The organism is Streptomyces sp. NPDC048560 (genome assembly GCF_040650955.1).
In the GTDB taxonomy this organism is placed as follows: domain Bacteria; phylum Actinomycetota; class Actinomycetes; order Streptomycetales; family Streptomycetaceae; genus Streptomyces.
The window spans coordinates 68,885-83,350 of sequence record NZ_JBEZIJ010000010.1 but is presented as its reverse complement, the minus strand read 5'-3'; the positions used below and the strand labels follow the sequence as shown (position 1 = coordinate 83,350).

Below are 14,466 nucleotides of genomic sequence, written 5' to 3'. Positions count from 1 at the left end.
TCGCGCCCCGAGCGCCCCTCTCCCATCCCCGCACAGCCGCAGGGCCTCTTAGGCCTGCGCCCGCAAGGAGCTTCGCCATACCCATTTCACTCGCAGACCGCGTCCTCTACCTCGCCTACGACCCCGGAATCACTCCAACGGATGGCGGCCTCCCCGGGCTCGACGTCCTGAAGAAGGTCGTCAACTCGATCAACATGTTCGGCATCATCGCCGTCGTCGGCGCCCTCGCCGTCTCCCTCGGCGTGTGGGCCTGGGGCCACCACAGCGGCGGCCACCAGGCCGAGGCCAACGGCAAGAAGGGCGCCGTCGTAGCCGCGGGCGCCGCCCTGGGCCTGGGCGCCGCCAACGGCATCGTCGCGTTCTTCTCCGCACTCGGAACGCAGGTCAAGTAGTGCCGAAACGTTCCCTCTCGCCCCTGCACCGGGCCACCACGCACTGGACGACCGGGCGACGGATCCTCGTCGCCGCCATGGTCATCACCGCGCTCCTCGGAGCCGCCGGACTGACCGCCTGGTTCACCTCCCGCGGCGGCCAGACCAAGACCGACGCATCCCCCGCAGCCCCGGGAGCGAGCTCGCCAGCCCCGACGGCCCCGAAGCCTTCGGTCGGTACGGGCTCGGTCCCGGCGCCGCCCAAGCTCACCGACCCGCTCGCCTACGCCAAGGCGGCGGCGGTGATGCTCTGGTCGTACGACACCCGCACCACCAGCCATGACCAGCACCTCGCCGGCATGAACGCGTGGATGACCCGCGAGACGAAGTACACCGACTGGACGGCGATCTCCGGGCAGGTCCCGGACCCGGTGCTGTGGTCGCGCATGGCAGACAACGCCCAGTACGCCACCGCCGCCGTGGGAGAAACCCACTTCCCCTCGGCGTTCAAGCAGGCCCTCGCCGAGAATCCCTCCGCGATCACCGAGGCGTACATCTACGCGGTCACCGTCACCGGCAAGCAGACCATCGCTTGGAAGGGCGGCGGGGGCGGCGCCGAGGACCGCGCCGTCACCCTCGCCGTCCAGTGCCGCCCCAGCTCCGACTGCGCCCTGGTCTCCCTCGCCCCGAGCGTCGCCCCGTAACACGCCACTGAAGACAAGGAGGTACCCCTCCAGTGGACTTCTGTTCCATCCCCATCGCCAGCAAGCTGTGCTCGGCCGCCGACGCCATCGACTTCGTCAACGACCCGGGCAAGGCCATCACCGAGGGCATCGGCAACTGGATCGCCAAGTCGGCTGGCCAATTCGCCGCCGCATCCGCCGACCTCGCCGCCGAAGCCGTCAACACGACCACCAAGGTTGACCTGCGCGCCGGCTGGTTCGTCGCCAACTACGAGCTGCTGCTGCCCATCGGCCTGACCATCCTGGTCGCCACCTTCTGCGCCCAGCTCATCCGGGCCGCGATCCGGCGCGACGGCCAGGCCCTGACCCAGGCCTTCACCGGCACCGCCGGCGGCGTGATCTTCTGCTTCGTCGCCATCGCCGGCACCACCGTCGCCATCGAAGTCGTCGATGCCTTGAGTGACGGATTGTTCGCGGCAGCGGGCACCTCGATCGAAGAGTCGGTGCGCCGCATGGTCAAGGCCAGCTCCGTCGCCTCCATGGTGCCGCTGGGCTGGATGATCCCCGGCATAGTCGGCCTCGGAGCCGGCATCGGGGCCATCCTCTACTGGTGCGTGATGATGGTCCGCAAGGTCGGCATCCTCGTCCTCGTCACCCTCGCGGTCTTCGCCGGGGCCGGCGGCGGTTGGGAAGCCGCGCGGCGCTGGCGTCGGGGCTGGATCGAAGCCACGGCCACTCTGGTCGTCTCGAAGCTGCTGATGACGATCGTGTTCCTCCTGGGCATCTCCGCCCTGGGCCAGACCCAGGCCAAGGACGGACTGGGCGCCCTCGCCGACTGCCTCGCCGGAGTCGTGATCATGATGATGGTCCTGCTCTGCCCGTACGCCACGTTCAAGTTCGTTCACTGGGCGGCGGAGGGCACCGACGGCGAGTCGATCCACCGGGCCGGTGGCACCGGTGCGCAGATGGCCAAGCAGCACACCGAGCAGGCAGCCCGCAAGGCCGCCGCGATGGCCGCCACGGGCGGAGCCGGTGCCGCGGCCGGAGCCGGTGCAGCACCGCAGGGCCCCGCCGGGTTCCCCGGTGACATCGCCGCCAACCCCAGCGGCGGATCCGGAGGTGAGCAGAACAGCGCCCCGATGCCGTCCTCCGGCGGCGGTGCGGCAACCGACGCGCTGACCAAGGCGGTTCAGCCCCCGCCGACCAGCGTGAGCCAGGACACCAGCGGCCAGCTCGGCGGAAGCAACGGATCCTCCCCGTCCGGTCCGTCCGGCCCCTCCGGTTCGGGCGGTACGGGTCCCGTTCCCCGCAGCACCCAGGAAGGCCCGCCACAGGGCGCGCCCGCGCAGGGCCCTGCCGCCGCGAACAGTCCCTTCGCGAGCGGTCCCTCGCCCACCGGCTCCTGAGCTGACCCGTCCCCGCCACCCGGGCGGGACACGCCGCACCACCATGCCGTGTCCCGCCCGGGTCCCAACCCCGTGCCCCGAAAGCGGACTCCGCCTTGTCTGACCTTGTCCTCCCCCTCACGATCAAATTCCCCCACAGGTCGCGGCGCGGCATCCTGCTCGGCCTGTCCCTGCCCCAGCTCGTCCTCACCTCCACGGCCCTCGCCCTGCTCCTGGCCACCGTGGTCTCCACTGGCCTCGTCGGCGCCCTGGCCCTGACCCCCGTGTGGGCCGCGGTCGCAGCTCTCGTCGTCATCCGGCGCCACGGTCGCTCCCTGATCGACTGGGCGCCGATCGTCCTGCGCTACGCCCAGCGCCGGCGCACCGGCCAGAGCCTGTGGCTGGCCCGAGTAGTATCCAGGCCCCGCACCGACGGTGTGCTCCACCTGCCCGGCACCGTCGCCTCGCTGCGCGTGGTCACCCCCTCCGGATCGCAGGCCGCCGCCGTCCACGACCCCCACGCCCAGACCCTGACCGCCATCGCCCGCGTCTCCAGCCGGGCCTTCGCCCTCCTCGACCCCGCCACCCAGAACAGCAACGTCACCTCGTGGGGCCGGGCACTGGCCGGCATCGCCCGCAGCGGCCACATCGCCACCGTGCAGGTCCTGGAACGCACCGTCCCCGACAGCGGCGACACCCTGACCCGGCACTGGACCACCCACGGCCACCCCCAGGCCCCGGTCGCCGGGCAGGTGTACTCCGAACTCGTCTCCTCCGCAGGGCCCGCCGCCGCCCCGCACGAGAGCTACCTGGCGATCTCCCTGGACCTGAAGGCCGCGAAGCGGCTCATCTCCCAGGCCGGCGGTGGACTGCCCGGTGCCTTCATCGTGCTGGGGCAGACCACCGCGTCCGTCGCCCAGGCCGCGCGCGGCGCCGGCCTGATGGTCACCGGCTGGCTCACCGCCCGCGAGATAGCTGCCGTGGTCCGCACCGCGTACGACCCCAAGGCCCTGGCCGGGCTGCAGCAGTGGTCCGAGCACGGCAGGGCCGAGGCCGAACCGGCCGCCGCAGGTCCCGTTGTCCAGGTCGAGGAGTACGACCGCGTCATCACCGACAGCGCCCGTCACGCCACCTACTGGGTGGAGAACTGGCCGCGTACCGAGACCACGTCGGGCTTCCTGCACGGGCTGATGTTCACCGCCGGCGTGCGTCGCTCCTTCTCCCTTATCTACGTGCCCCAGGGACTCGAGTCCGCGCTGCGCGACGTGCAGCGCACCAAGGCCACGATCATCGCCGACGCCGCCGAGCGCCAGCGCCGCGGACAGGTCGACTCCGAGGCCGACTCCGTCGAGTACGGAGACGTCAAGGAACGCGAGCGCCAGCTGATCGCCGGGCATGCCGACGTCGCCCTCACCGGACTCCTGACCGTCTCCGCCGAGACCGACGCCCAACTCGACGCCGCGTGCGCGCAGATCGAAACCGCCGCCGTCTCCGCCCAGGTCGACCTTCGCCGCCTGATCTACCAGCAGCCCGAAGCCCTCACCCTCGCCGCGCTCCCCCTGGCCCGCACCGCCCTGTAGCCGACCACCCGCCGCACCGCCGCGGCAGCAAGGACCCACCACTTGACCAACACCACGATCCCGCCCGGCGACGCCCACCCCTACCTGCGGGCCGCGACCGCCGGCATCCGCCACCACACCCGCCAGTCAGCACGAACCCTTGGCCACGCCGACCGCGTGCACCTGGACGTCCTGCACAGCCACCTGACCGGCCTCCACCTCCTGATGGACCAGCTTGCCGAGACCACCCGGCCCCCGTATCCGGCAGCCGGAAGGCACATAGCCGCCGCCCACCTGCGGCTGTGGCAGGCCGCGACCAGCCTCCACGAGGCCTTCCACACCCTCCCGGCCACCGAGTCCAGCACCGATGCGGGCTGCCGCCCCGACCGGCTGCCCGAGGGACCACCGGTCCTCACCATCTGCCAGCGCCAGCTCGCCTCCGGCCACGCCATCCGCCGCAAGACCACCCCCGCCGACCACGGCCCCCGCCCGGCACGCACCGCCTGAGGGCAGCCCCCGCAGAAACGATCCGCCCCCATGTCCCAGCACCGCCCCGGACGCCGCGCCCGCCGCGCCTCCGCCAGCCCCCTGTTCACCCCCCACGGCACCGACCGCCATGCCCGCAAGGCAGCCCGCCGCCAGCTCGCCGAAGCCCAGGCCAAAGCCCGCGCCGAATCCACCTCCCCCTCCGGCGAACACGAGCCCGCCGAGACGGAGATGCCCCTCCCCCTCTACTCCGCCGCCGGACGGCCCGGCGCCGCCAGCGCCCGGGGCAACAAGCTCCGGCTGCCCGCCCACCGCATGACCACCGCCGTCGCCGCCGGCGCCTACCCGTTCCTCGCCGAAGGCGGTCTCGGAGCCGACGGCATCTACATCGGGCGGGACGTCCACGCCGAAGCCGCCTTCGTCTTCGACCCGTTCACCCTGTACGGCAAGGTCGACGGGTTCACCAACCCGAACATCCTGCTTGCCGGCGTGATCGGCCAGGGCAAGAGCGCCCTCGCGAAGAGCTTCGCGCTGCGGTCGGTCGCCTTCGGATACCGCGTGTACGTCCCCTGCGACCCCAAGGGTGAGTGGACGCCCGTCGCGCAGGCCCTCGGCGGCACCTCGATCGCGCTCGGCCCCGGCCTGCCCGGCCGCCTCAACCCCATGGACGCCGCCCCGCGCCCCCCGTCCGTGACGGAGGCCGACTGGGCGGGTGAAGTCCGAAAGCGCCGCCTGCTCCTGCTCGGCTCTCTCGCCCGCACCGTCCTGGGCCGCGACCTCATGCCGATGGAGCACACCGCGCTCGACATCACCCTCGACGGCGTCGTCAAGGCCGCCGCCGCAGCTGGCCGCACCCCGCTCCTGGGCGACATCGCCCACACCCTGGCCCAGCCCGCCCTCCTCGACCAAGCAGCCGGCACCGTCTCCGGCCACCTCGGAGACGCGGCCCGCGACCTCGCCCACGCCATGCGCCGCCTGGTCCACGGTGACCTGGCCGGCATGTTCGACGCCCCCTCCACAGTCGCCTTCGACCCGGCCACCCCGATGCTGTCCATCGATCTGTCCCGCCTCGGCGGATCCGGAGACGACACCGCACTCGTCCTCGCCATGACCTGCGCCTCCGCGTGGATGGAGTCCGCCCTCACCGACCCGCGCGGCGGCCGACGGTGGATCGTCTACGACGAGGCGTGGCGCCTGATGCGCCACCCCGCGCTACTGCAGCGCATGCAGTCCCAGTGGAAGCTCTCCCGCGGACTCGGCATCGCGAACCTCATGGTCATCCACCGGCTCTCCGACCTCCTGACCGCCGGTGACGCCGGATCCCAGGGCCGCGCCCTGGCCGAAGGCCTCCTCGCGGACTGCTCCACCCGCATCATCTACCGGCAGGAAACCGACCAGGTCCACGCAGCCGCCACCCTGCTCGGCCTGACCTCCGTGGAGACCGAAGCCATCTCCCACCTCAGCCGCGGGCGCGGCCTGTGGAAGGTCGCAGGCCGGTCCTTCATCGTCCAGCATCTGCTCCACCCCGCCGAGCAGGCCTTGTTCGATACCGACGCCCGAATGCATTGAAAGGCCGTGAACAGTCTATTCCTGACATCACGAATCCCGACTACTTCCTCCAGCTCGCACGAACTGTGGACAAGATCTCCAACGACCTTCCGAAGGCTGAAGAGCTGCGCCGCGGCGCCGACATCACCCCGGACATCCACACCATGGTCGGCGACCTCGGCGTGATCCTGACCGAAGTCTGCGAGGAGCTTGCCACCAGCAGCCGCTACGAGACCCAGAAGCTCACCCACTACACCGAGTACGAGCGTTTCGGCACCGCGTCCCTCGCCCAGTGCGCAATACCTATCGGTACAGCCCTGGCCCACCTGAGCCACGTAGTGGACCGTCTCGGCTTCCTCCACGCGAGCATCCGGCACTCCTCCACTGAGCGGACCCCACCGCCCGACGACGTCCGGGTTGTCATCCAGGCGTACCTCGATCTCGTCGGCACCGACCTGGGCATGGCCGTCCAGCAACTGCGCGGCAAGGCAACCGAGATCAACCGGATGATCACCACCCGCGGCGCCCTCGCGGCCAATACACACACCGTGACACCCCCGACCACCGCGCTCCCGCCCGGCCGGACCCGATGATCGCGCGTCAGGAGCCTTCGGCAGGTCGACCAAAGGAGCGTGCACTGGCGCCCCTGCCAGATCACCGCAACGTCTTCGACCCCAGCTGGCAGCGAGCCTGGGCCCGGTTCGGCCACGTGACCACGCCGCTGCGCGAACGCGGCCTGAGCTGCGATGTCCAGTACGGGCTGGACGACTGGATCGTCTACGCCTGGCTGCCCGGACACGACTCCGTCGTCCTCGTCGGAAGGCAGAACGGCTGGCTGGCCACCCACCAAACTCCGGCCGAGAGCCCGACCTCGATGTCGGTCCTCTACGACACCACGGTGTCCCCTGGCCCCGACGACTTCGCCGACGTCGAGCCACTGCTCTCCGCGGTCGACGCACTCCTCGCACGGCTCGCCCGCGCACAGTCACCACCGGCAGCCCACGGCGTGCACGTGGCCGAAGTCCCCGCCCCTCCGGCGGCCGGGCGCGGCACCCGCAGCCGCTGACCACCCCGCCCCCGTCTTTCAGGAAGGTTCCCCGTGTACCACCCCGTCAGCATCCACGTAGGACTGCATGCCGCCGGACCGATGTCCCTGCCCCTCACCGACCCGGTGCAACGCGTCCTGTGGTCAAGGGGGTTCACGTATTGCTCCCGACTGGATGCGTACACCGCGCCGACCGCCCTGCCCGTCGAACAGCAGGAGCACCTCGTGCACCAGGCCGTGCATGCACTGCAGGCGCTCGGGCTTCCCGTGGCCCATCTCCACCACCCTGCGGCTTCCGCATGACCACCCGCTCCTTCATCGCCCGACCCACCGCGGCCGGCGGGTACGACGGCATCTATGTCCATCTGGACGGGCTGCCCAGCCACCATCTCCCCTTCCTGCTCACCGCCTACCAGTACAGGTTCAACCGTGACCTGGAAGCCATGTCCCGGCACCTGGTCGACGACGTGGCCATCGGCTGGGACGAGCTGGGTACCGACCTCCTCGACCACGCTCCCCCGGAGCTGTTCCTCGCGCTCACCGGCGGCGAGACCTGGCCGAGCACTCAGCCCGAGAACCTCTGGACCCTGGACGGCTCGCCCCCGCAGCGGATGACCGTCAACCCCGAAGCCACAGACGATCTGGAGTGGGGGTACGTGCTGCACCCGCACGGCATCGAGGTCATCAGCCTGAGCGAACAGCACCGCGGTCCTGTTGTCGGGTGGGCGACCGACCCCCTCTACCCCTTCAGCGACAACCCTGCGATGTGGGCGCCGACAGGCCCTGGCCCGGGCCGGGTGCCCCGAACCGCGCCGAAGCTGTCCACCACCCCGGCCACCACGAGCGTCTCCACCCCCGCCTCCCCATCGCGCACAACGCGCCGCTGATCCACAAGGAGTCTTTCTGCCCGACCAGTTCGTCGTCGGCACGCACCCCAAGTACGGGTACGTCGCCTCCGCCCAAGGAATCCCCCACCACATCAGCCAGTGGTACCTGACCCGCCTCGGCTTCCAGCCCCTTCACGGCCTGCACAGCGTCTACCTGCTGACGGCCCCCACCCACGACGGGCCTCGCCGCACCCGCCAGGCCGTCGAGAGCCTGCGCAGCAGCGGATACCACGTCCACGCCGACTACTCCCTCGATCCCGCGAACACCAAGACGGCACAGACCGGGCCGGTCCGGGACCCGCGCGAGTGGTACCGCATCGGAGTCCCGCAGGCCGCCGCCACCCCTTCGCCCCAGTACGCCACCACACGGGCCTGGGGCTCCAAGCCGCCGCAGACCACGCCTGTCACCTCCACACCGGCAGCATCCGCACAGCCGAGCCGCACCCGCTAACGCGAGAAGGATCCAACCCGCCCATGCTCACCACCACCTACGACGGGCCCGGCAGCAGCGAACTGCGCCGCCGGGCCGGCCAGGAGGCCGCCGCCTTCCTACGCGGCCTGCCCGTCTCGCGCGATCCCGCCGCCCCGCTGCACGCCTGCACCGAGGCCATGTCCCAGGCCACCACACCCGCCGAGGTCCACGCTCTGACCGAACTGGCCGCCGGTGGCGAGGACGCCGGACTGATCGCGCTGCGGAACCTGCTTCGCGCCGCCGGCAGCCGCTGCCGGGAACAGGGCCACGCCCAGCTCGCCACCCGTTACGACCGCACGAGCGACCTCCTCGACATCGCCGACCGCACGCTCTTCCAGCTCGGCGTCGACCTGCTGGCCGCCGCGCACGACACCCTGCGCGACCGGTCCGGGCCCGCTCCGGCGCTCACCGCCGGCGCCGAGGGAGGTCCCCGCTGACCTCGTCCGAGATCACCCTGTTCACCAGCCGCCACGACGGCATCGTCGGCCTCGTGTCCGGCGAGAACTGGCGCTGGGCCCGGACCGCGCTCCAACTCGCAGGATTCGAGAAGAACAGCGACGGCAACTACGTAACGCCCCTGACCGACATAGCCCGCGCCCGCCAGTCGCTCGCCGCCCTCGGCGGCACCGCTCTGGCGCACGAGACCCTGGTCGCCACCAACGGCAGCCGCTACATCGGAGACTTCGCCCGCGAGCTTGGTGAGAACCTGCCCGGCCAGTGGAGCGTGCGGGTCGAGAACTACCCGGTCCCGATAGTGCAAGAGGACCTCTTGTACGACCTGTGGACACCCCGCGCCGACCCCCTCGCGCACACGGTCAAGACCGAGCGGCTGCTGGCCGCGGCGATCCTTCGCGGCGAGAGCGGCGTCGAGCTGGCCGTCGTACCGGTCCCCGGCCGCGATCAGTACCGCGTCGGCGCGCTCATCCCGGAGGACATGAACCTGACCCCGGAGGTTGCCGGGCCATCCAGCATCACCGTGAGGGACGCTCACGCCGCCCACCAGGTCAGCTCCTCCCTCCTCGTCGAATACCACCATGCCTTCTGGCGGCTGCAGTTGATCACCCTCAGGGACGATCTGGATTGGGCCCACGAGGCGTACGAGCCCGGCACGGTCACAGATCCGCCCCAGCATGACCTGGCCGACGCCTTCGCCCGCTTCGCCGACGCCGCGCCGCACATCATCAGCACCGTGCGCGCCAGCAACGCCCAACTCAACCCACATGAGCAGGCGTTCCTGGAAGACATGGATGCCGTATTCGGCCAGCCAGCCCCGCCGCAGGAAGCCGCCACGGAGCCGCAGAAGACCTCGGATCCCGATCCGCTGGCGGTGTGGCTGCTCGAAGGCCAGGACCTGGTCGACCTCGCCCGCTCCGTCAGCCGAGCCTCTTGGCCCCGGACAGCCCTCCCCCCGGTCCGCACGGCAGCCGCTCTCCCCTCCCCGCCCCTGCAGATCGCCGCCTCACGCAACCGCAGGTAGCCGCCACCCTGGAGCCTTCATCCCTCACTCCCCAACCCCACCACTGCAAGAAGCGATCAACGCTCTGACCGGCTGGGGCACCCGGTTCTCGGTCACCACGCTCAGCTGCGAGCTTGCCCTGGAGCGCCTCCACAACCGCCACGGCGACATGCTCGACGAGCAGGCTGCCCAGGCCGTCGAGGCGGACCGCAACCGGGAGCTCGCCGAACTCTTCGGCAATCTCCTGCCCCACGTGCCCACGTTGCTCGCCCACGCGAGTGCCGGCATCGAGGCCATGCCTCCCGCTCGCCACCACGCCGGCTGGCATCTTCTGGTCTCCGACCTCGCCCACGCCGCGGACGTAGCCGTACGCATCCTGGAAGACCACCCCACGGGCCACGACTCCGCAGCCCGCGACGCACGGCTGTGGCCCTACCTGCGGACCTGGGGCGAGCACGACGTACTCCTGCGGGACCTGGCCCTCCAGCCGGCCCATCCCCCGCGCCCCGGCCCCCGGCTCACGAGAGAGGAGCAGGAGTGGTGGACCGCCCGGGCCCGTGCGGCCCGCAGCCGTGATCTGCTCCAGCCCCAGGAATCGCGGTATGACGCCACAGGCCGCCAGCTCACCCTCGCCCTGCTCCCGTACCCGGACGAGGACGAAGAGGTCGTCCTGATCCTCGCCGGGGACATCGACAGCCCGCACATGCAGGTACTGGGCTGCTACGACACCGACGACGCGGCCATCCGGGATCTTCCGCCGGCGGTCCCGCCCGGGGTGCTCTTCCCCGAAGGGCACGCGCCGGCACCGCTGGCGCTCCCCGGGCTCCCTCTCGCCCAGCTGACGCGTGACGTCATCGACGCGCAGCACAGCGCCTCCGTCGCCGAGGCGATCTCCTACGTCACCGACCGGCCGCCCCACGCCCCTGCCGGACACATCGCCCAGCTCACGGAGTTCCTCGACACCTGCGCCACCTGGGCCGCCGCGCTGGACACCCGGGCCGGTCACGAGATCGCCGTCCGCCTGCGGGTGCTCTCGACACAGACCGGCCACCTGCTCCAGGACCTCACGCACGTCGGAGAGCAGCTGGAGGAAGCCGTGGCCGTCCTGCCACCGCACCGCACCCCCGCTCCCCGGCATCTGCCCACACCCCGCCCACCAGCCATCACCACCACGCCCGTGGCGACAGCACCTGCGGCGAGCACTACCTCCGCGCACCGCCGCTAGCGGCCAGCCCGGCGCCCACCCCTCGCCCGCCTTCTGACGGAAAGCCCTGCCCTGTTGACCCTGGCCGATCACCCGACCACCACCCCACCGCCCGCCACGTACGGCGCCGTCCTAGGCAGCCGGCACGTTGTCCGCCTGCTCGGCGGCACCCTGACCGGACGCCTGCCCAACGGCATGGTCCCCGTCTCGCTGGTTTTGTGGATCACCGGAGGTGGTGGGTCGCTGGCCTTCGCCGGCCTGCTCGCCGCGCTGTACGGGCTGGCGTCCGGGCTGTCCCAGCCGGTCAAAGGCAGGCTGATGGACCGCTACGGCCAGACCCGCGTCTCCGCCCCGGCGGTGCTGCTGAACTCCGGCTGCCTGGCCGCGCTCCCCTGGATCGGCGCAGGCGGGCATCCAGCGGTGGTGACCGCGGTGGTGGGGTTCGCGGGCCTGGTCACGGCGCCGCTGGAATCCGGCTTGAGGGCCCTGTGGCCGACCGTCGTGCCCGATCTCGGGCAGCGCCGAGTCGTCCAGGCCCTGGACACCGGATCGCAGGGACTCCTCTATATCGCGGGCCCGTTGCTCGCCTCCTGGCTTTCCACCAAGCACGGTCCCGACACCGCCTTGACCGCGACCGCCGCACTCGGGCTCCTGGGCACGGTGATCGTCCTGACCGCCGCCCCGTCACGGACATGGCGTCCCGCCACCGCAGACGGGGCGGCGGGAAGCGGCCGCTTGATCGGGGCCGGCCTAGTCCTGCTGTGCACCGCCCTGGCGGGAACGGGCTTCGCACTCGGCGCGATGACCGTCTGGGCCGCCGGCATGGCCACCGCCCACGGACTGGCCATGCTCTCCGGCGTACTGCCCGCCGCATTCTCCACCGGCAGCTTCCTCGGCGGCCTGATTTACGCCCGCAGGACATGGCCCGGCACAACCACCACCCAACTCATCACCACCAGCGCCCTGTTCCTCTTCGGATGGGTTCCACTCCTGGCCCAACCCGAACCCCGGGCCGCCATCGCCCTCGCGGTCGTCCCGGGACTGTTCCTCACCCTGATCATCACCAACGGCTTCCACACCGTGGACTCCCTAGCCCCCGCCTCCCGCACCACCGAGGCGTACGCCTGGCTGATCCTGTCCGTCGGCACCGGCCAGGCCGCCGGGACCGCTCTCGCCGGAGCGCTCGCCGAGCACCCCTACGTACTGGCCGGGCTCCCCGCCGCCGGAGCCGCCACCTCGCTGACCATCCTCACCCTCGCCCGCCGAAAGCTCGGCCCCGGCCGTCGCCTCGGCCGCCACCGGCGCCCCCGCCAGACACACAACCCCAACTCAGCAGCCCTCGAAGGAGATTCACGCATGGCCGTACGAACCGAATGGAAGATCGTCCACAGCTGTGGACACGAAATCACCCGGGACCTGTCGGACCGTCCCGCCGACAAGCGGGCCGGATTCGCCCGCTGGCTCGGCGAGCGGGACTGCACCGACTGCTGGAAGGCCGCCCGCGACTCCGACACCGCCGCCAAGGAGGAATGGCTCGCCGCCAAGCGCGCCGAGGAGCAGCAGGCTGCGCTCGCCTGGGCGGAGCAGTTCGACATGCCGTCGCTGGAGGGCCCGGAGCGGGCTCTGGCCTGGGGCGAGCGTTCCCGCTATCAGCTGGTGACCACCGCATACACCGCCCTCGTCGCCGAAGGCTCCTGGGACGAGGCGGACTGGTCCGCTCTGGAGGAGAGGATCCGTACGGTCACCCGGGCCGGCTGGTGGATCGACCAGCGCGATGCCGAGGGAACGGACCTTCCAGAGCTGCTGGACGCGGCCACGGCCGATGACCGAGGGACGGAAAACCCGTTCCGGTAGCCGGGGCGGGGCCATATATAGCCGACGATCCCCGGTCAGCCAAACCGGGGATTCTCCAGACCATTGAAGAAGTTCACCAGCCGCTCCTGCGGCACCTTCGTGGAAGGACTTCTGCCGTGCCCGACACCAGCCGCGCCGCGTTTATACCCGCCGATGCCATCACCCCCGAGCGGGACAGCACCCACGAACACTTCGCCCCCGGCGACCGGATCGTGGTCATCAAGGGTGTGGACGACGGCATTCTGTGGGGCGACGCGATGACGGTGGTCACCCCGTCCTGGCACACCCCGACGAACGAGGACGGGTGGCGCCTGCGGAACCCGGAGGGAGGCGCCCGCAGCTTCATCACCGGACACCCCCGCTACCTCGTCCACCTCTCCGCGCACTGCCCCGACTGCCTGATCTACCAGCGGGCCCTGCAGGACTACCTGGTACCGAAGTTCCCCGGCAGCGAGCCCGTCGATGTGGGCTGGTACTCGATCACCGAGCTGAACCAGCTCGTCCACGTCGCCGACGGCCGGGCCGGCATCCGATGATCCCCACGGTGCACGAGCCGAGCACGTCCTGCGTGGACGGGCTCGCCGAAGCGCTGGGCCGGCCCGTCAGCGGCCAGGAGGGGCTGACCACCGAGGGCACGATCGTCGCCCACTGGCACTACCTCGACTACTTCACCGACGAGGACCGGATCTGGACCTCGGCCGAGTGGGCCCAGCACATCGACGACCCGCACAGGCAGCATCCGTTCCCAGCCACCTACCGGGGCGACCCCCGCGTCATCTTCCATGTGAGCGTCCGCCTGCACCCCAAGGACCGGGAGCTCACTCCCGCCGAATGGTCCGAGGTCGGCTACCGGCTCGCGCGCGTCGCCGGAATCGCGCCGCCCGGCGACCGGGAATCCGGCCGGTGGATCGCCGTTCGAGACGAGCCCCACCGCCTCGACCTGCTCGCCAACCTGATCCGCGAGGACGGCAACCCGGCAGTCGTGCCCAGGCAAGTGCATCACGTCCTGGCCGCGGAATGCCGGCGTATCGAAGCAGACCTCGGACTGCTCTCCCCCCGAGAGCACCACGTCAGCCCCTTCAAAGCCAACATGCTGACCGCTACGCGGCCCACCACCGAGCGGCTCGACCCCAGCATCGCGGCGCACCTGTCCGACGAGGCGCACCGGCATCTGGCCGTGGCGCGCCGCCTCATGGAGAGGGCAGGTCAGCATCTCGGCGCCCCGCTCGCAAGCCCTTCCCCGCGTCTCCCCGCCGGCTTCCCGGCGCCCCGTTCCCCCCGGGGCCGCTGACCCGCCTCTCCCTTGCAGAAAGCATTCTCTTCTTGGCCCTTGCCCAACGTGTCCTGACCATCCGGCGCGATCCGCACTCCGGTGAAGTCCTCGCCCGTGGAGGCGATCCGGAATCCCGTCGACCCCGCGCGCCCGCCGTACGTGGGAAGGCCCGTACCGTCAGCGTGCTCCGCTCACCACCGAAGCTGAACGGCACCTCGTACTCACCGGCCGGGGTGTCCGCCG

15 protein-coding genes and 1 pseudogene are annotated in these 14,466 nt (G+C 71.2%); all 16 read left to right on the top strand.

The features are described 5' to 3' along the window. Positions 1–77: 77 nt before the first annotated feature. Complete coding sequence (locus tag AB0C82_RS25600; RefSeq protein ID WP_266449619.1) at positions 78–392, top strand: DUF6112 family protein; 315 nt, start codon at positions 78–80, stop codon at positions 390–392. A 77-nt stretch (positions 393–469) separates the two neighbouring features. Then, entirely contained in the window at positions 470–1,075 is a 606-nt protein-coding gene (locus AB0C82_RS25595) for a hypothetical protein (protein ID WP_362846651.1), read from the top strand. Between the two features lie 32 nt (positions 1,076–1,107). After that, on the top strand, positions 1,108–2,460 hold the full coding sequence (locus AB0C82_RS25590; protein ID WP_362846114.1) for an ATP-binding protein: 1,353 nt from the start codon (positions 1,108–1,110) through the stop codon (positions 2,458–2,460). Between the two features lie 95 nt (positions 2,461–2,555). Further along, a complete protein-coding gene (locus AB0C82_RS25585) occupies positions 2,556–4,019 on the top strand; it encodes an SCO6880 family protein (protein ID WP_362846112.1) in 1,464 nt (487 codons plus the stop codon). Positions 4,020–4,061: 42 nt separating this feature from the next. Further along, positions 4,062–4,505 carry a DUF6238 family protein gene (locus tag AB0C82_RS25580; protein WP_362846110.1) on the top strand — a complete coding sequence of 148 codons (444 nt, stop codon included), beginning with the start codon at positions 4,062–4,064 and terminating at the stop codon, positions 4,503–4,505. A gap of 30 nt (positions 4,506–4,535) precedes the next feature. Continuing rightward, positions 4,536–6,053 carry an ATP-binding protein gene (locus AB0C82_RS25575; RefSeq protein WP_362846108.1) on the top strand — a complete coding sequence of 506 codons (1,518 nt, stop codon included), beginning with the start codon at positions 4,536–4,538 and terminating at the stop codon, positions 6,051–6,053. A gap of 65 nt (positions 6,054–6,118) precedes the next feature. Continuing rightward, positions 6,119–6,625, top strand: coding sequence for a hypothetical protein (locus AB0C82_RS25570; RefSeq protein ID WP_362846106.1), 507 nt, complete (start codon positions 6,119–6,121; stop codon positions 6,623–6,625). Positions 6,626–6,741: 116 nt separating this feature from the next. Next, positions 6,742–7,098, top strand: coding sequence for a hypothetical protein (locus AB0C82_RS25565; protein WP_362846104.1), 357 nt, complete (start codon positions 6,742–6,744; stop codon positions 7,096–7,098). A gap of 278 nt (positions 7,099–7,376) precedes the next feature. Then, the gene (locus tag AB0C82_RS25560; RefSeq protein WP_362846102.1) at positions 7,377–7,964 is read left to right on the top strand and encodes a hypothetical protein; all 588 of its coding nucleotides are present in this window, start codon (positions 7,377–7,379) and stop codon (positions 7,962–7,964) included. Between the two features lie 474 nt (positions 7,965–8,438). Then, a complete protein-coding gene (locus AB0C82_RS25555; protein WP_362846100.1) occupies positions 8,439–8,873 on the top strand; it encodes a hypothetical protein in 435 nt (144 codons plus the stop codon). A gap of 53 nt (positions 8,874–8,926) precedes the next feature. Further along, entirely contained in the window at positions 8,927–9,913 is a 987-nt protein-coding gene (locus AB0C82_RS25550) for a hypothetical protein (protein WP_362846098.1), read from the top strand. A gap of 148 nt (positions 9,914–10,061) precedes the next feature. Beyond that, entirely contained in the window at positions 10,062–11,117 is a 1,056-nt protein-coding gene (locus AB0C82_RS25545) for a hypothetical protein (RefSeq protein WP_362846096.1), read from the top strand. Positions 11,118–11,171: 54 nt separating this feature from the next. Next, positions 11,172–12,950: an MFS transporter gene (locus AB0C82_RS25540; protein WP_362846094.1), complete on the top strand. Its 1,779-nt coding sequence runs from the start codon at positions 11,172–11,174 to the stop codon at positions 12,948–12,950. 116 nt (positions 12,951–13,066) lie between these two features. Beyond that, positions 13,067–13,486 (top strand): hypothetical protein, encoded by a 420-nt coding sequence (locus AB0C82_RS25535; protein ID WP_362846092.1) that lies wholly within the window; start codon positions 13,067–13,069, stop codon positions 13,484–13,486. 8 nt (positions 13,487–13,494) lie between these two features. Then, positions 13,495–14,241 carry a relaxase/mobilization nuclease gene (locus AB0C82_RS25530; RefSeq protein ID WP_362846090.1) on the top strand — a complete coding sequence of 249 codons (747 nt, stop codon included), beginning with the start codon at positions 13,495–13,497 and terminating at the stop codon, positions 14,239–14,241. Positions 14,242–14,273: 32 nt separating this feature from the next. Further along, positions 14,274–14,466 (top strand): annotated as a pseudogene (locus AB0C82_RS25525) (hypothetical protein); the annotation flags it as partial.

Coding starts and splice junctions, on each gene's coding strand:
- AB0C82_RS25595 (WP_362846651.1), top strand. CDS start 470: ATGGTCATCACCGCGCTCCTCGGAGCCGCCGGACTGACCGCCTGGTTC.
- AB0C82_RS25575 (WP_362846108.1), top strand. CDS start 4,536: ATGTCCCAGCACCGCCCCGGACGCCGCGCCCGCCGCGCCTCCGCCAGC.
- AB0C82_RS25560 (WP_362846102.1), top strand. CDS start 7,377: ATGACCACCCGCTCCTTCATCGCCCGACCCACCGCGGCCGGCGGGTAC.
- AB0C82_RS25555 (WP_362846100.1), top strand. CDS start 8,439: ATGCTCACCACCACCTACGACGGGCCCGGCAGCAGCGAACTGCGCCGC.
- AB0C82_RS25545 (WP_362846096.1), top strand. CDS start 10,062: ATGCTCGACGAGCAGGCTGCCCAGGCCGTCGAGGCGGACCGCAACCGG.